We start from the raw sequence: 16,697 nt of genomic DNA, 5'->3' as shown, positions 1-16,697 counted from the left end.
ATAAGATTCCGAGTCAAGCACGAAATGACAATAAACAAGCCGCTGCAAACTGTAAACTGTTAGCTGTAAACTAAAAACTTCTACTTTAACTCAATTCCCTTCAGCAATTTTAAATAATCTGCCCTGTTATTCACAAAATCCATTTCAGAAATATCAATTATCTGGACTTTCATGTTGGTTTGAGATTTGATAAAAGAGAGATAACTTTTATTAATGTTCATTAGATATTCAGGTTGAATATTTTGCTCGTATTCACGACCTCTTTTTTTGATATTCTGAAGTAATCTTTCTGTGTTTTGATAGAGATAAATGTACAGATCTGGTTTTACCAGTTCTTTATACATTAAATGAAACAACTTTTGATACAGCGAATATTCGTCTTCTTCCAGAGTGATTTTTGCAAAAATCAGTGATTTGAAAACATCGTAATCTGAAATCACAAAGTCTTTAAACAAATCGTATTGCGCTAAATCATCAGATAATTGCTGATAACGATCGGCCAAAAAAGACATTTCTAAAGAAAAAGCATAGCGTTCTTGGTCCTCATAGAATTTCGGTAAAAAAGGATTGTCTTTAAATCGTTCTAAAATAAGCTTCGCATTAAAATCCTGAGAAACCATAGTGGAGAAACTGGTTTTTCCGGCGCCAATATTCCCCTCTACCGCGATATAATTACAGGAGCTAAATTTATTTGTAATCTTTGGCGCTTTTAGCCTTGCATCGATTTTCGATAATTCAGCATCATCTTTTACTTCAAGTAATAATTGCTGAATTTTCTTTTTCAGTACTGGATGAATTTCACTCGAAGCAATATCATTCAAAGGTTGCAAAACAAAACGTCGATGCTGAATTTGTGGATGAGGCAGCGTTAAAATTTCAGTTTCGCATACTTTATCTTCAAACAATAAAACATCAAGATCTAATGTTCGATTTTGGTAATTTTTAGCTTCTGTTCTTTTTCTTCCAAAATGAGCTTCAATCGCTAATAACTTCCGCAGCACATCTTCCGCAGTAAAACGGGTAGAAACAGCAATACAGGCATTAAGAAAAGCATTTCCTGTAAAACCCCAGGCCGGAGTTTCATAAACCGAAGAAATTTGTTCGATCTCACCAATCTCTTCAAAGATCTTGTTAACGGCATTTTGTAAAATCTCAAAACGCTCTCCTTCATTGCTTCCCAGCGCTATATGTACTATCTTAGGGGATTTCAAACTGTAATTAAGAAAATTTTAATAAGGAATATGCTATAATTTCACAGCAAATTAAGCAAAACAAATGCACATACCCTTAATTTTGTGGGGAAGTATTTTAAAAAAAATTTGGCAAAACTCTACTTAAAAGATAAACTTACGGCGTATAGATTTTACCTGATTCTGGCCGCATTGTTCATTGCATCACTGGTAGTTTCTAATTTGATATTTCAGAAGTTTTTTAGCTGGGATTTTTTCGGCATTTATACTTTCGAAATTTCAGTGGGTATTTTGCCATATCCGGTTACGTTTTTAATTACCGATATTATTAGTGAGGTGTATGGAAAAAAGAAAGCCAATCAGGTGGTAACTGCCGGGATCTTTGCCTCGCTCTTTTCTTTATTGATCGTTTACGCTGCAGATGCTGTACCGGCTACAGATTGGTCGCCAATTGGAGACGAATTATTCAAAACTGTTTTTGGTGCAACCGCAATTGCTGTAATTGCTTCGATGCTGGCTTATTTGCTAGCACAATATATCGACATACAGCTTTTTCATTTTTGGAAAAAACTCACCAAAGGAAAACATCTTTGGATTAGAAATAACTTTTCGACCTTTCTATCCCAGTTTGTAGATACGTTTTCTGTACTGTTTTTGCTGTGTAGTTTTAATAAAATTGAATGGGATCGCTTTGGAGCGCTTTTGTTAAGCGGATTTTTGTTTAAAGTGATCGTTGCCATTTGCGACACTCCATTTTTATATGCGGCGGTATATGCAATGAGAAAGCGCTTTTGGCCGAAGGCGAAGAAATTGTCTTAGAAGAAGAAGACTAATTCGGGAATCATATCCTGAAAAATTACTACTACTTAACCTTAGTTACGATGAAAAAAGTATTTAAAATTATAGGAATCACACTGCTTGTAATTATAGTTTTACTAATTGCAGCGCCGTTTTTATTTTCGTCTCAAATAGAGAATTTCGTTAAAAAGACGATCAATAATAATGTAAACGCTAAAGTTGAATTTGCTGATATCGACCTTAGTTTGTTTAGAAGTTTCCCGGAAGCTACAGTAGTTTTAAGCGATGTGAGCGTAATTAATAATGCCCCTTTTGAAGGTGATACGCTTGCCGATGTTGAAGAAGTTACCCTACAAATGAGCATCAAAGAACTTTTTAAAGGTAGCGACGAGCCAAAACGCATTGATGAATTCAATGTTAATAATGCATATATCAATATTTTGGTGGATTCGTTGGGGAGAGCTAATTACGATATTGCAAAAGTAGATACGACTGCGACAACTACAACTCCTACAGATACTACCGGAGGTTTCAGTTTAGATCTTCAGCATTACGAGATCAATAATTCGCGATTAAATTATATCGATAAAGGTGCCAAAATGGCCTTAAAACTGGAAGAACTAAATCACCAGGGAACCGGAGATTTTTATTTAGATCAAACCGAATTAGATACCGATACTGAAGCGATCGTTTCTTTTGAGTTTGACAGTATTAATTATTTAAGCCGAAATAAAGTCGATCTTGATGCCGTGATCCAAATGGATCTGGAAAATATGAAATATACGTTCCTTGAAAACGAAGCGCATATTAATCAGTTGCCCTTAACTTTTGACGGATTTGTTCAGGTTGATGGTGACGATACGAATATAGATCTGACCTTTAAAACCCCATCGTCTGACTTTAAGAACTTTCTGGCTGTGATTCCTGAAATTTATGCCAAGAATATCGAAAATGTAGAAACCAATGGTGATTTTGTGGTCGATGGAATGATAAAAGGAACGGCGAACGAAACTTATATTCCGAAATTAGATATTAAAGTAACTTCAAATAACGCTTCTTTCAAATATCCAGATTTACCAAAAAGCGTTGAAGATATTAACCTTGATTTACGTGTTTTGAATGAAACCGGAATCGTAGAAGATACTTACCTTACTTTTAATAATGTAAAATTTAGAATCGACCAGGATCGTTTTGCAGCTAACGGAAGTGTAAAAAACCTACTGGGCAACATGCTTGTTGATCTTGATTTAGATGGAACGCTAAATTTAGCGAATCTCGATAAAGCTTATCCTTTGGATATGGATCTTGATCTAAACGGAATTTTAACCGTGGATGCTTCTACAAGTTTTGATATGAACAGTATCGAAAAAGAGCAATATCAAAACGTGAAAAGTAGCGGTACGGCCGCAATCAAAAACTTCAGTTATAAATCGCCTGAAATTCCGAATGAAATTAAAATTTCCAGTGCAAGAGTGAATTTGACTCAGGGAAATGTTTCTGTACCTGAACTGAATTTAACTACCGGACAAACCGATTTGCAAGCTACAGGATCTATTCAGAATTTAATGGGCTTCCTGTTTACTGATCAGGAATTAAAAGGTGACTTCAATGTAAAATCCAACACCTTTGCGGTAAACGATTTTATGGTGGCTCAAACTGAAGAAAAGCCGGTAGCAACTTCCGAAGAAAATACGTCTGAAACACCTAAAACTGAAAAAGTAGCAACGGGAGAAGAAGCAATAAAAATCCCATCTTTCTTAGATGTAGCACTTACTTTCAACGCGAATAATATTCTTTACGACAACCTGAAGCTTACAAATGCGAAAGGGAAACTGATTATTCGTGATGAAACCGCAACACTGCAAAATATCACGACAGATATTTTTAATGGAAATATCGCGCTAAATGGTAATGTTTCTACAAAAACGGAAACGCCAACTTTCGATATGTCGCTAGATCTAAATGCGATTAGTATTGCTGAATCTTTTAACGGATTAGAATTAATGCAGGGACTGGCGCCAATCGCCAACGCACTGCAGGGTAAAATCCAGACAAACTTAAATTTGAAAGGAAACCTTAATAATGATCTTACGCCAATTCTAACCAGTTTAGCTGGTGATGCTCTGGCACAAATCTTAACGGCTGATGTTAATCCAGAGAAAATGCCATTGTTGTCGAAATTGGACAGTCAGCTTAGTTTTATCGATCTAGATAACTTAGATCTAAACAATCTTAAAACGAAACTGTCTTTTGATAATGGAGCGGTGAATATTCAGCCATTCGATTTTAATATTAAGGATGTTATGGTTCAAATTTCGGGAAGTCATGGTTTTGATATGAATATGAATTATAAGTTGAATTTAGATGTTCCGGCGAAATATTTAGGAAATCAGGTAGGAAACACCTTAAGTCAGCTTAGCGGATCGACTTTACAAAACACGAAAGTCGAAATTCCTGTTGGATTGAGCGGAACTTTCCAAAGTCCGCAAATTAACCTGAATATGCAGCAGGCTATTAATAATTTAACCTCAAAGATTGTTGAAGAGCAGAAAAATAATCTGAAAGACAAAGGTAAAAATGCCTTAAACGACCTGATCAATAAACAACTGGGCAAAAACGACCAAAATCAGCCAACAGCTACAGATAGTACCGCGACTACATCGCCACAAACAAAGGCTGATTCAACAAAAACTCAGGAAAAGAAACTTGAAGACGCCGCCAAGTCTATTTTAGGAGGCTTGCTGAATAGGAATAAACAGAAGAAAGATACCGCGCAGTAAAAAGATAAAGTTGGCAGTGGGCAGTATCAGTTCGCAGATGTACAAAATTCAATAAACAACAATCAATTAGCATAAAAGCTTTTGGCTGTTAGCTACTACTGAAGGTGTATTAGACACAAATTTATATGAAAAAACCAATAATACTTTTATTCCTTATTTTTCATGGAACTAGTTTCTGTATTGGCCAGACTATTCAGGAAATCTTTAAATCATTCCCATCAACGTATATACCTGAAATGACGAATGAAGCAAAGGACTCATTATTGAAGAACGGCACCTATATTTTTCCAAAAGCTGAGGATTACATGGAAACTATGAAAGCTGACTACTGGACAGAAAATAATTATATTAGATTAGAATATTACTTCCCGGATGGCCCAAGCGGTTTTTTTATTATTGAATTGAAAAAATTCCAAAAGAATGATGGTACACCTTTCGTAGTGTATTCCAAATTTGGTGGTTCGCCTAAAGCATTTGACCAGCATGTTCTACTGACTTTTAGTTATGAAAATAATACCTTAGAACCAATTAAGGATCTAGGGCTACCAAAAACCATTGAAACAAAAGAGTTTTTGAAAGAGAAGATACTAGATAGCTTAGATGGAAAAAAGCTTAAAATGAATACGAGCTACAGCTTAAAAACAAAAGATAATAATTGTGTACAATACAACATTTATCCGGAAATATATCTATATCACGAATGGGTTAAAACAGAGAAATTCTCATATATATGGAACGGAGAAAGATTCGAACCTAAAGAAAATTAATTATCACATTAAGTAAGCAAAAATCGCAGGCCGAGATTAAATAATTTCAGCATAAATTTTAGTTTAAAATAAAGGTGTAATGACTACTGCTCGATCTGTTTTATCACTTTACAAGGATTCCCGGCAGCAAATACATCATTTGGAATATCTTTGGTAATAAAACTTCCCGCGCCTATTACTGCACGATCTCCAATTTTAATTCCGGGGCAAATCGTTACATTTCCACCAACCCAAACGTCTTCACCAATTTCTATGGCTTTAGAAAATTCGAGCAGCGAAGCACGCTCTTTTGTGTTTAATGGATGCGAAGCTGTATATATCTGCACATTAGAACCAAACATACTTCTGGAACCAATTTTCACTTCCATTCCGTCTAAAATAACGCAATTAAAATTGAAATAAACTCCGTTTCCGGTTTTAATATTATAGCCGTAATCGCAATAAAATGGCGGTTGGATAAACAATCCTTTTCCACCTTTAGGAATTAATTCCCTCAGGATAGATTTTAGTTTTGCAGGTTCATCTTCTGGGCAGGAATTATACTTTTTCATGAGCTCTCGAGCCTTTAGTCGCTCGTTAGTCAGTTCTTGATCTCCGGCGAAATACAGTTCACCGGCAAGCATTTTTTCCTTTTCAGATTTCATGATTTAAGCATTAACTTACCTGTATTTCTACCACAAAACCTTCGTGAGCTCTTACGTTAAAAACGGTTCCGTCCTCAAACAAAAGATATTGTCCTTTTATGCCTTTTAATTTCCCTTGGTAAAAAGGCGATTTTGTAAGATTTAAGGTCTTTATTTTCTTCGGAAATTGTTTTACCGGAAACTTAATTTCTGTCTCTTTTTGATCGGCTAAAAAGTAAGCTTTGGCTTCTTCAGGAATAAAATCTTTCAGTTTTTCGCGTTCTTCTTCAAGATTTAAATCCAAAATATCGTTGGTAAGCATCTTGCGCCAATTAGTTTTATCTGAAACATGATCCTTTAGCGCAACTTCAGTAATTCCGGCTAAATAACGATTAGGCAATTCAGCAATTTCGATCGCCTCGTGCGCACCCTGGTCGATCCATCTTGTAGGCACCTGTGTTTTACGGGTTACCCCAACCTTTACATTGCTGGAATTTGCTAAATACACGATATGAGGTTGCAGCTGCACGCTTTTCTCGAATTCGAGATCACGATCTTCCTGGTCTAAATGTGCTTTACTTAGTTCTGGCTTCATGATCCAGTCTCCTGCCTGTGGAATCGATCTAAAGCAGTCGTAGCAATATCCCTGGCGAAAGATCTTCTTTTGTTGCCCACAATTTAAACACTGAAAACGTAAAAAATTAAGACTAATATTTTTATCTAAAAGCTGATTAAGATTTAAAAAATCATTCTCAAAATCAAGGTAATATTCAACCTCGTCTAAAAGTTCCGTTTTCATTTTGGTAAGCACACCCTCGTATCTCATAGCTTTTTCATATATTTTTAACTGATGCGTTTTTGCAGGCTTCAAAGAATCGATTATTTTTAACCAACCAACCAAAAAGCTCTGCCAAGAGCTGATAAATATATAATAAATAAATGCCAATTCCATTAGTAAATTCCATTGCTTCCTGGTTCCTAAAGAAGCGTATCCATCAAATGGAATTATTTATAAAATATCCAAACGAGGTACAGGAAGAACTACTAAAAGAGCTTATTAATAAAGCTCGAAATACTGAAATTGGCAGAAAATTCAACTTTTCTGAAATAAAGAATTACCGGGATTTTGCTAGTCGGGTTCCGCTTCATTGTTACGAAAATTATTATGAAGCCATCGAGAGAAGTCGGCAGGGAGAAACCAATATTTTTTGGCCTACACCTATAAAATGGTTTGCAAAATCCAGCGGAACTACCAATGCTAAAAGTAAGTTTATCCCGGTTAGCGAAGATTCGCTGGAAGATTGCCATTATGCCGCTGGGAAAGACTTGCTTTGCATGTACTTAAATAACAATCCAGAGTCGCAGATGTTTACAGGAAAGAGTTTGCGACTTGGTGGAAGTAAAGAAATTTATCGCGAAAACGGAACTAGTTTTGGTGATCTCTCGGCCATCCTAATCGATAATATGCCTTTTTGGGCAGAATTTAGTAGTACGCCCAGTAACGAAGTTTCGCTAATGCACGATTGGGAAACTAAAATGGGCGCTATCGTACGGGAAACAGTTCAGGAAAATGTAACCAGTCTTGCCGGAGTACCTTCCTGGATGCTGGTTTTACTGAATAATGTTTTAGAGCATACCGGTAAAGAAAGCATTTTTGAAGTTTGGAGAAATATTGAGGTTTATTTTCATGGCGGAGTAAGCTTCGATCCTTATGCAGCGCAATACCAAAAGATTCTTCCCAATGAAGATTTTAGGTATTACGAGATCTATAATGCTTCGGAAGGTTTTTTTGCCTGCCAGGATCAAAACGATAACAAAGAAATGTTGTTGATGCTGGACTACGGAATTTTCTATGAGTTTATTCCTATGGATAACTACGGAAGTGAAGCCGAAAAAATTATTCCTTTATCTGAAGTTGAAATTGGTAAGAATTACGCCATCGTTATTACCACCAACGCCGGACTATGGCGCTATAAAGTGGGCGACACCGTAAGGTTTACCTCAACTAATCCATACCGAATAAAAGTTTCTGGCAGAACCAAACATCATATCAATGTTTTTGGAGAAGAACTTATTATTGAAAATGCTGAAACTGCGCTTAAAAAAGCATCGCTTACCAACAATTGCGAAATTGTAGATTATACGGCTGCTCCTGTTTTTATGGAAGGAAAAGAAAAAGGAGCGCACGAATGGATCATTGAATTTAAACATCCTCCAAAATCGATGGAAGAGTTTAATGCAGATCTAGATTTAGCGCTACAGCAGGTAAACAGTGACTACGAAGCAAAACGTTATTTGAATATGACGCTTAATGCGCCTAAAGTTCATGTAGCGCGAGAAAAATTATTTCACGACTGGTTAAAGAAAAACGGAAAACTCGGCGGCCAGCACAAGATCCCAAGACTATCGAATTCTAGGGATTATGTAGAGGAATTATTGGGAATGATGTAGATGAAGTAGTTTACGGTGTATAGTTCGCAGTACGCAATTTTACAAAGCTCAATTAACAATTATCATTCTGTGCCTTACACGGAATCTCATCCTTCTACAAGCTCTTCAACTATCCGATCGAGTCGAACTGATAAGTTAATTGAATGTCACTTCGAGTGGCAAATTTCGAAATGCAGTGGAGAAATTTGTTGTATCGAGAAGTTTTTTCAGTTGGCAGCACTTTTTCAAAATACAATAATCAATTAGCAATAATCAGAAGCTTTTAGTTATCAGCAATTAGCCTTTAGCTTTTAACTCATTTCAATCTATTGTCATTCCGTGCTTGACACGGAATCTCATCCCTCTAGCTCTTAAACTATTCAATCGACTCAAACTTATAAGTTAATTGTATGTCACTTCGAGTGGGAAATTTCGGAATGTAATGGAGAAATTTGTTGTATCGAGAAGTTCTTTTCAGTTGGCAGCACTTTTTCAAAATACATTAATCAAATGGCAATTATCAGAAGCTTTTAGCTCATAGCAATCAGCTTTCATCTTTTTTAAAAATATGCTCTTAAATTGTACAATCTTGATAATTATCTATCGCAAGTAAAGCACCTATACCCTTTGGCGGTGCCAATAAATAAACCTCACAGGTTTTGAAAACCTGTGAGGTTAGCTGTTTAAAAATGTCGAGAAGTCTCATTAACTTAATCCTCAAAACAAAAAAACCGGCATTCTGAAACTCAAAACGCCGGTTGGTTTTATATAAAATCGATATTAATCGAAATCTTTGGTCACTTTTTCAACCGCTGCGATCGTTTTATCAAGATCTTCATAACTCAACGCATCACTTATAAACCAGGTTTCAAAAGCACTTGGTGCAATATAAATTCCGTTTTCCAGCATTCCGTGGAAAAACTTATTAAATTTCCCGTTTTTAGCCGCTTCCGCAGAAGAAGCAAAATCGCTTACCGCATCTTCAGAAAAATGCACCGAAATCATTGAGCCCACACGATTTATTGTATGCTTTACGCCGTTTGCTTTCAATACCTTCTTCATTCCTTCATGAAGATATTCGGTTTTTTTATCGATACTTTTAAAAATTTCAGGATGCTCAGACAACTCGGTTAACATTGCTAATCCGGCTGCCATCGCCAACGGATTCCCACTTAAAGTTCCTGCCTGATAAACCGGCCCAACGGGTGCCAGATAATCCATAATTTCGTTTCGGGCAGCAAAAGCTCCAACAGGTAAACCTCCACCAATTACTTTCCCAAAACATACAATATCGGCATTGATTCCCAATCGTTCCTGAACACCTCCGGCAGCTAATCTAAAACCACTCATCACCTCATCGAAGATCAGTAAAATTCCGGTTTCATTACATAGTTCCCTTAAACCTTCCAAAAAACCTTCAGCAGGTGGAATACACCCCATATTTCCTGGCACAGGCTCTACGATAATACAGGCAATTTCATCTTTATTTTGATCTACGATCTGCTTTACACCATCTAAATCATTGTAAGCTGCAAGCAAGGTATCTTTTGCAGTTCCCTGGGTAACTCCCGGACTGTTTGGCGTTCCAAAAGTCATCGCTCCACTACCCGCCTGAATTAAAAACGAATCGCTATGCCCATGGTAACAACCGGCAAATTTGATGATCCTTTCTTTACCGGTAAATCCTCTGGCTAATCTTACCGCACTCATACAAGCCTCGGTACCCGAATTTACCATCCTGATCTTATCGATATTTGGCACCATTTTCACCGCTAATTCGGCGATTTTGGTTTCAATTTCTGTTGGCGTTCCAAAAGAGGTTCCTTTTTTGGCTCTTTCGATCACGGCATCTACCACAGGTTTATGCGCATGGCCAAGGATCATTGGTCCCCAGGAATTAATATAATCGATCAGTTTATTTCCGTCTTCATCATAAATATAAGCGCCCTCTGCTTTTTCTATAAAAATAGGATCTCCTCCTACGGCTTTAAAAGCTCTAACCGGTGAGTTTACTCCACCTGGAATTACTTTTTTCGCTTCAGCAAATAAGGCACTACTTCTTTGATAAATCATATTTTGCAATTTTTATCTTCTTTCTTTTACTAATAAGGTTTGGCCAATATCAATATTGGTTCCGCTTAAATTATTCAAGCGCTTAATCTCTTCAACCGTGGTGTTGTAGCGTTTGGAAATTGAATATAACGTATCTCCTTTTTTCACGATATAACTATCTCCTTTAGCTTCAAAAGTGGTCGTATAACTTGGTGAAGGACGCTCTAAAACATCGGCGTCATAGCGGTATAATTCGTAACGTTCTATAAGATCGATCAATTTTTGTGGATATCGGCGATCTGTAGCATAACCCGCCTGGCGTAATCCTCTTGCCCAGCCTTTATAATCATCTTCATCTAAATCGAAAAGTTCGGCATAGCGGCGACGTTCAGCTAAAAATAAAGAGTGATCTCTAAAAGAATATTTTGGATGTTTATATTTTCTAAAACATTCCTGGTTACGATCGTCGTCATGATAGATCTTAGCGCCTTTCCAATCGTGACATTTAATCCCAAAATGATTATTAGCCTGCTGCGCTAATCTTCCTTTTCCAGAACCAGATTCTAAAATTCCCTGCGCCAAAGTAATACTGGCCGGAACTTTATACAATCGCATTTCCTGTTGCGCAATAGGCGCATAATCTGCAATATAATTTTCTACGGTAAAATCGTAGGTTCTTACCGGCATCGTTTCAGAATCAACCACTTCAGCCGGAGTTTCTGTATTTCTATTTCCCTGATTGCGGTTATTAATTACCGCTTCATTTCTATCCTTTCGGTTTTTACGTGTAGTCACCTTTTTTTTACTTCCGCATGAAGCCATAAAAAGTGCAAAAACCATCAAAAGCAGATAAGGTTTTAACCTCATATTATTCAATTATTAAACTCATTTTCTTTTTCTCCAATCGGCGATTCATCCCCGCAATTCCTTGCAAACCGCCCGTATGGATCGCTAAAATACGGGAATTTTCAGGAACTTGATTTTTTTTGATCATCTCGAAAACTCCAAACATCATTTTGCCGGTGTAAACAGGATCAAGCTGAATCCCAAATTCGATTTTAAACTCATTTATAAAACTTACCAACTCTTCATTTATTTTAGCATAACCACCAAAATGCTCATCGCTAACGAGTGTCCAGTTTTTTTTATTGCTGAAACGACCAATTTCGTCTTTTAGAAAATCACCTTTTAATGCTGAAAATGCCAAAACCTTTTGATTTTCTTCTGAAGCATTTATTAATCCTGAAGCTGTGCCGCCAGTACCCGCTGCTACACAAATAAGATCAAAATTCTTATCTTTTTCGCTCAACATCTCTTCACAACCTTTTATAGCAAACACGTTAGTTCCACCTTCTGGCACCAAATAAAAATCTCCAAATGCAGCATACAGAGATTCGATAAAATCGGGATCATTTTTTCTTCGGAAATCTTCTCGCGACACAAAATGAAAATCCATTCCGCATGATGAAGCAAATTTCAAAGTAGGATTCGACTTTAGTGTTTGCTGAAGATCATTTACGAGTTCTTCTCCCCTAATCACTCCGATTGTAGGAATGTCATACAACTTTCCGGCCGCAGCTGTGGCGGCAATATGATTAGAAAATGCCCCACCAAAGGTCAAAATTCGTTGCTTTTGAAGCTTTTTTGCTTCCAGAACATTGTATTTAAGTTTTCTGAATTTATTCCCGGAAACTTCAGGATGCAGCAAATCTTCCCGTTTTAACCAGACTTCAATATTCTTCTCTTCAAACTTTTTTATAAAATCGTTCCTAGAAAAAACAGGTTCATTTTTATCGAATATCGACTCGATGTTTTCCGCAGCATTCATAATGCAAAGATGAGAAAGGCTAAAATCGCTGCAAAGAATTTAGCGATAATATTTTAGGAAAGAAAAAGCTTTTCTCGACCTTAAGTAGTCTTCATCTTTTTCGTGCGCGTATGCTTCAACCTCAAAACTGATATTTCGATAAGCGGTCATTGCGTTTTTATATTTTATCCATCTAAAGATAAATTCCGCAGCATAAAAAATATAGAAGAAAACCACCAAAAGCTCTAATTGCTGACGCAGGTGAATTTTTTCATGATTCAGCAACATCTCATCCTGCATATAATCTGCATCTTTCACAAAAATTACAGGCCAGATGGTAACGGCAATAAAATTCTTGCCTAAAATATGTTTATTCACCAAAATCATAATCTTCAATATAAGAATTGTAATTTTGTTTTTATGAGTTTTTCACGAAAAAGAATACCGCTAGAAGAAGGCGATTATTATTTAACACCAGAGGGTTATCGTTGTTTTACCGAGCAATATCATCTAAAGCGCGGCTATTGCTGTGAGAGTGGTTGCCGGCATTGCCCTTATGGCTATGATAAAAAGACCAATTCTCAATAATGAATAAAATAGTTAATTATTCGGTAGAACCATAGAAACAGCGTAGGTGAATTCGTTTAATTCGGCATGATATTTGAGATTATTAAACAGTCTAACAAGCGATTAGAATGCTTGTTTAGCATTTTATAAATAAAAAATATAACACCTATGAAAGTTCTAAAATTTACTCCTGTGTTGCTATTGCTGGCAATTTTTGTGACTTCGTGCAGTACCGTAAGAGTAGCTTCAGACTACGATCGCGAAGCAAACTTTAATTCGTACGGCTCTTTTGCATTCTTTAAACCAGGAATTGATAAAGCTGAAATTTCAGACCTTGATAAAAAACGGATTATGCGTGCGATTGAGGGAACGATGTCTCAAAAAGGATTTGAAAAATCACAAAGTCCAGATCTTTTAGTGAGTATTTTTACCAAAACCCACGAGAACATTAATATCTACCAAAATAATCCGGGTTGGGGTTATGGCTGGGGCTGGTCTCCTTGGTATTGGAATACAGGTTTCAACACAGTAAATAGAACTAGCGACGGTACTTTATATATTGATCTAATCGACGCAAAAACAAAAGAATTAGTATGGCAGGGAATGGGAACTGCTGCCCTTGCTGAAAAAGTTGATAAAAAACAGGAAAGAATCGACGAAATCGTTTCTAAAATTCTAGAAAAATACCCTCCAGGAACTGAAAAATAAGATTAATGAATCTTTAATAATCCTGAATCCATATTACATTAAGCCTCTCAATCGAGAGGCTTTTTTATTAGCATATTTTCTACATCTGAATTATTTTTTTATAAATTTCGTATATTTATTACCTTAAAATGGGATAAATTTATGCTTAATTCAATTGAGTCTAACGAAATATTAAATCGCTTACCGGCACATCTTCAGCAGTATATCAAACCACAAAACTACGAAGATTATACGCCTATCAATCAGGCGGTATGGCGCTATGTGATGCGTAAAAATGTTGAATATTTAAGCAAAGTTGCGCATAGATCTTATCTAGACGGCCTCAAACAAACCGGAATTTCTATAGATCATATCCCGAATATGTATGGCATGAACCGCATTTTAAAAGCTATTGGCTGGGCGGCTGTTGCGGTAGATGGTTTTATTCCCCCGGCTGCTTTTATGGAATTTCAGGCCTATAATGTTTTAGTGATCGCAAGCGATATTAGGCAGCTAGAAAATATTGAATACACTCCTGCTCCAGATATTATTCACGAAGGTGCCGGCCATGCCCCAATAATTGCAAATCCTGAATATGCTGAATATCTGCGACGATTTGGAGAAATTGGCTGTAAAGCGATATCCAGTTCTCATGATTATGAAGTGTATGAAGCCATTAGAAAACTTTCTATTTTAAAAGAAGCTGAAGGTACTCCGCCTGAAGAAATCACAAAAATTGAAAAACTTGTTGAAGATCTTCAGCAAAAAGAAGTAACCCCAAGTGAGATGTCTTTAATTAGAAATCTACATTGGTGGACGGTAGAATATGGTTTAATTGGTACTCCTGAAGATCCCAAGATATATGGTGCCGGTTTGTTATCCTCGATTGGAGAGAGTAAATCCTGCTTAACCGATAAGGTAAAAAAGATACCTTACTCGATTGAAGCTATGCACCAGGAATTCGATATTACCAAACCGCAACCTCAGCTTTACGTAACACCAGATTTTGCACATTTAAGTTTGGTTTTAGAGGAATTCGCTAATAAAATGGCATTGCGTAAAGGCGGTTTAAGCGGAATCAAAAAGCTAATTGATTCCAAAGGCTTAGGTACGATCGAATTTAGTACCGGTTTACAGGTTTCTGGGAATTTTGAAAATGTAATCGAGTTTGAAGGAAAACCTATTTACATTCAAACAAAAGGAAAAACAGCATTGGCTTACCGGGAGAAAGAACTGGTTGGTCATGGTACAAAATCGCATGCCGAAGGTTTTGGATCTCCCATCGGAAAATTAAAAGGTATCAATTTAGCGATCGAAGATATGAGTCCGCGTGACTTAAAAGCCTACAATATTTACGAAGCCGAAAATGTTAGCTTAGAGTTTGAAGGTGGCATTACAGTAAACGGAGAAATTATTACCGGAACGCGAAATCTTCAGGGAAAAATTACACTTATAAGTTTTAAGAACTGTAGCGTTAAATATTTTGACCAGGTTTTATTTAAACCCGAATGGGGACAATATGATATGGCTGTTGGTAAAGAAATAGTTTCGGCATTTGCCGGACCGGCAGATCATCATTCGTTCGATTTAATTACCCATAAAACAAGCTCCACCACTATAAAATCTCACAAAACTGCAAAACGAACAGAATTGGAAGATCTATATGAAGCGGTTCGCAATTTTAGGGAAGGAAAAAACACAAAATACAGCCTTCAGGCAGTTTCTGATATTCTGAAAAAAGATCATCAGGAAGATTGGTTATTAACTACTGAGATTTATGAACTGGCTTTAGAGCACGACCCGAAATTGGCCAAAATCAGCAAAGATTATTTAAAAAAACTTCAGCAAAAAAGATCGAATATCGCACATCTAATCGAAGACGGAATTTCGATGGCAGAAACAAAACTGGTTAGCGAAAAATAAAAGATCTAAGCAGTATTCTCACTATTTTGAAAGGAACATTTCAAAATTATCAAAAATGATCCTCGGTGAGAATTACAGCTTAATATCACTAAAATCTTTCTGAGAATTTACCGGCATGTCATTATATTCTAAGGTCCAGCCCATGCTATTGGTTAGAATATAAATTTTAGAAAGTTCGCTAATTAGGCGATTTTGAGCGTTAGACTTTATCGTTGATCCTTCTACTTTTTTCCTGATCGAAGCTGAAACTTTCTTTTTGATGGTATTATAATCTGAAGCTTCAAACTGGTTTAAATAATCCTGCGTAACATCATAGTATTGAATATCTGGATAAATATTTAATTCTTCCTTTGGGATACTCTTTATGATCACGCGTTTATTTTCTTCATCAATTTCGGTTTCTAATTCACTAAGATCATAACTAACGGTCACTTTCGCGTTCACCACGATCAATGCTTTTTTTCTTGCTGAAAAAACGTCGAGATAAAACTTTTTAGAATCTTTATACGACCAAACCTGAGAAAAATTACCTTCGGTAACCACTAATTTCCCCACATTTTTGATCTGCTCCTGGATAAGTTGCGAATTCTGCTCTAACTGTTCACGTTCTGTTTGGCGATTATCATAATATCGATAACCAAAAACAATTAGCAAAACAACTATAGCGCCTAAGAGGAACTTTTTCATTTTCTAGATATTAAAGATTCTAATAATTATTGTCTTTTCTACACAATTTCGGGTCTAAAAATAGAGACATAAGCATTAACTCAATGCGTCATTTTAGACAATAAAAATTTTAATCCAATTTGGACAATTTCAATAACTAAAGATAAGGATTTACAAATAGGAAAGTGTTATAAAAAACTTATGGACGGCCCCACCCGTCCATAAGATTAAAATTTCTAAAATCTACCCCAAACAAATTTTAGAAAAGAAAGTTTAATTAATCATTGTATTCTTAAGGCGAATACTTCAATCAATAAATTAGAATTAATTTACAATGTGAATTTACGATTATTTTACAATATTCAAAATAAATATTATACTTTTTTAATAGTAAGCGACAAATCAAG

General features: G+C 36.2%; 15 protein-coding genes. 7 read left to right on the top strand and 8 right to left on the bottom strand.

The window, feature by feature from the left end; translation table 11 throughout:
* Positions 1–80: 80 nt before the first annotated feature.
* Positions 81–1,211 carry a 2-amino-4-hydroxy-6-hydroxymethyldihydropteridine diphosphokinase gene (gene folK, locus BM201_RS05400; protein ID WP_092540327.1) on the bottom strand — a complete coding sequence of 377 codons (1,131 nt, stop codon included), beginning with the start codon at positions 1,209–1,211 and terminating at the stop codon, positions 81–83.
* 108 nt (positions 1,212–1,319) lie between these two features.
* On the opposite strand from folK, the gene BM201_RS05395 reads away from it, so the two are divergent.
* The 3 genes from BM201_RS05395 (at position 1,320) to BM201_RS05385 (ending at position 5,535) form a co-directional block, all read left to right on the top strand.
* On the top strand, positions 1,320–2,009 hold the full coding sequence (locus BM201_RS05395) for a queuosine precursor transporter (RefSeq protein WP_092540326.1): 690 nt from the start codon (positions 1,320–1,322) through the stop codon (positions 2,007–2,009).
* Positions 2,010–2,071: 62 nt separating this feature from the next.
* On the top strand, positions 2,072–4,768 hold the full coding sequence (locus BM201_RS05390) for an AsmA family protein (RefSeq protein ID WP_092540325.1): 2,697 nt from the start codon (positions 2,072–2,074) through the stop codon (positions 4,766–4,768).
* A gap of 125 nt (positions 4,769–4,893) precedes the next feature.
* The gene (locus BM201_RS05385) at positions 4,894–5,535 is read left to right on the top strand and encodes a hypothetical protein (protein ID WP_139219137.1); all 642 of its coding nucleotides are present in this window, start codon (positions 4,894–4,896) and stop codon (positions 5,533–5,535) included.
* A gap of 83 nt (positions 5,536–5,618) precedes the next feature.
* On the opposite strand, the gene BM201_RS05380 is transcribed toward BM201_RS05385, so the two are convergent.
* Both BM201_RS05380 and BM201_RS05375 read right to left on the bottom strand, forming a co-directional pair.
* A complete protein-coding gene (locus BM201_RS05380; RefSeq protein WP_092540323.1) occupies positions 5,619–6,179 on the bottom strand; it encodes a sugar O-acetyltransferase in 561 nt (186 codons plus the stop codon).
* Between the two features lie 10 nt (positions 6,180–6,189).
* Positions 6,190–6,984: a DUF2797 domain-containing protein gene (locus BM201_RS05375; RefSeq protein ID WP_092540663.1), complete on the bottom strand. Its 795-nt coding sequence runs from the start codon at positions 6,982–6,984 to the stop codon at positions 6,190–6,192.
* 113 nt (positions 6,985–7,097) lie between these two features.
* Between BM201_RS05375 and BM201_RS05370 the strand changes: the two genes are divergently transcribed.
* A complete protein-coding gene (locus BM201_RS05370; RefSeq protein ID WP_092540322.1) occupies positions 7,098–8,609 on the top strand; it encodes a GH3 auxin-responsive promoter family protein in 1,512 nt (503 codons plus the stop codon).
* Between the two features lie 759 nt (positions 8,610–9,368).
* Here the strand turns inward: BM201_RS05370 and hemL are convergent.
* Genes hemL through BM201_RS05350 form a run of 4 tightly spaced genes read right to left on the bottom strand, consistent with a single transcriptional unit; the run spans position 9,369 to position 12,834 of the window.
* Entirely contained in the window at positions 9,369–10,661 is a 1,293-nt protein-coding gene (hemL, locus tag BM201_RS05365) for a glutamate-1-semialdehyde 2,1-aminomutase (protein ID WP_092540321.1), read from the bottom strand.
* 12 nt (positions 10,662–10,673) lie between these two features.
* A complete protein-coding gene (locus BM201_RS05360; protein WP_092540320.1) occupies positions 10,674–11,507 on the bottom strand; it encodes a glucosaminidase domain-containing protein in 834 nt (277 codons plus the stop codon).
* Between the two features lies 1 nt (position 11,508).
* Positions 11,509–12,468, bottom strand: a complete 960-nt coding sequence (locus BM201_RS05355; protein ID WP_092540319.1) for a 1-aminocyclopropane-1-carboxylate deaminase/D-cysteine desulfhydrase — start codon at positions 12,466–12,468, stop codon at positions 11,509–11,511.
* A gap of 39 nt (positions 12,469–12,507) precedes the next feature.
* Complete coding sequence (locus BM201_RS05350) at positions 12,508–12,834, bottom strand: hypothetical protein (protein WP_092540318.1); 327 nt, start codon at positions 12,832–12,834, stop codon at positions 12,508–12,510.
* Positions 12,835–12,867: 33 nt separating this feature from the next.
* Between BM201_RS05350 and BM201_RS18095 the strand changes: the two genes are divergently transcribed.
* From BM201_RS18095 to BM201_RS05340, 3 genes are all read left to right on the top strand, one after another.
* Positions 12,868–13,035, top strand: a complete 168-nt coding sequence (locus BM201_RS18095; RefSeq protein WP_175486983.1) for a C1orf53 family protein — start codon at positions 12,868–12,870, stop codon at positions 13,033–13,035.
* Positions 13,036–13,182: 147 nt separating this feature from the next.
* Positions 13,183–13,722 (top strand): DUF4136 domain-containing protein, encoded by a 540-nt coding sequence (locus BM201_RS05345; RefSeq protein WP_092540317.1) that lies wholly within the window; start codon positions 13,183–13,185, stop codon positions 13,720–13,722.
* A gap of 141 nt (positions 13,723–13,863) precedes the next feature.
* On the top strand, positions 13,864–15,624 hold the full coding sequence (locus BM201_RS05340; protein ID WP_092540316.1) for an aromatic amino acid hydroxylase: 1,761 nt from the start codon (positions 13,864–13,866) through the stop codon (positions 15,622–15,624).
* A gap of 72 nt (positions 15,625–15,696) precedes the next feature.
* On the opposite strand, the gene BM201_RS05335 is transcribed toward BM201_RS05340, so the two are convergent.
* Positions 15,697–16,311: a DUF4230 domain-containing protein gene (locus BM201_RS05335; RefSeq protein WP_092540315.1), complete on the bottom strand. Its 615-nt coding sequence runs from the start codon at positions 16,309–16,311 to the stop codon at positions 15,697–15,699.
* Positions 16,312–16,697 lie beyond the last annotated feature (386 nt).

It is taken from the genome of Zunongwangia mangrovi (assembly GCF_900112105.1).
Lineage (GTDB): Bacteria > Bacteroidota > Bacteroidia > Flavobacteriales > Flavobacteriaceae > Zunongwangia > Zunongwangia mangrovi.
Note: the sequence above shows the minus strand (reverse complement) of the source record. Positions and strands in the feature narration are given on the sequence as shown.

What these genes read in the sequence shown, in the direction of transcription:
- BM201_RS05340 (WP_092540316.1), top strand. Translation starts at nt 13,864, where the DNA reads ATGCTTAATTCAATTGAGTCTAACGAAATATTAAATCGCTTACCGGCA.
- BM201_RS05385 (WP_139219137.1), top strand. Translation starts at nt 4,894, where the DNA reads ATGAAAAAACCAATAATACTTTTATTCCTTATTTTTCATGGAACTAGT.
- BM201_RS05380 (WP_092540323.1), bottom strand. Translation starts at nt 6,179, where the DNA reads ATGAAATCTGAAAAGGAAAAAATGCTTGCCGGTGAACTGTATTTCGCC.
- BM201_RS05375 (WP_092540663.1), bottom strand. Translation starts at nt 6,984, where the DNA reads ATGAGATACGAGGGTGTGCTTACCAAAATGAAAACGGAACTTTTAGAC.
- BM201_RS18095 (WP_175486983.1), top strand. Translation starts at nt 12,868, where the DNA reads ATGAGTTTTTCACGAAAAAGAATACCGCTAGAAGAAGGCGATTATTAT.
- BM201_RS05335 (WP_092540315.1), bottom strand. Translation starts at nt 16,311, where the DNA reads ATGAAAAAGTTCCTCTTAGGCGCTATAGTTGTTTTGCTAATTGTTTTT.
- BM201_RS05345 (WP_092540317.1), top strand. Translation starts at nt 13,183, where the DNA reads ATGAAAGTTCTAAAATTTACTCCTGTGTTGCTATTGCTGGCAATTTTT.
- BM201_RS05390 (WP_092540325.1), top strand. Translation starts at nt 2,072, where the DNA reads ATGAAAAAAGTATTTAAAATTATAGGAATCACACTGCTTGTAATTATA.
- BM201_RS05350 (WP_092540318.1), bottom strand. Translation starts at nt 12,834, where the DNA reads ATGATTTTGGTGAATAAACATATTTTAGGCAAGAATTTTATTGCCGTT.
- BM201_RS05355 (WP_092540319.1), bottom strand. Translation starts at nt 12,468, where the DNA reads ATGAATGCTGCGGAAAACATCGAGTCGATATTCGATAAAAATGAACCT.
- BM201_RS05360 (WP_092540320.1), bottom strand. Translation starts at nt 11,507, where the DNA reads ATGAGGTTAAAACCTTATCTGCTTTTGATGGTTTTTGCACTTTTTATG.
- BM201_RS05370 (WP_092540322.1), top strand. Translation starts at nt 7,098, where the DNA reads ATGCCAATTCCATTAGTAAATTCCATTGCTTCCTGGTTCCTAAAGAAG.
- hemL (WP_092540321.1), bottom strand. Translation starts at nt 10,661, where the DNA reads ATGATTTATCAAAGAAGTAGTGCCTTATTTGCTGAAGCGAAAAAAGTA.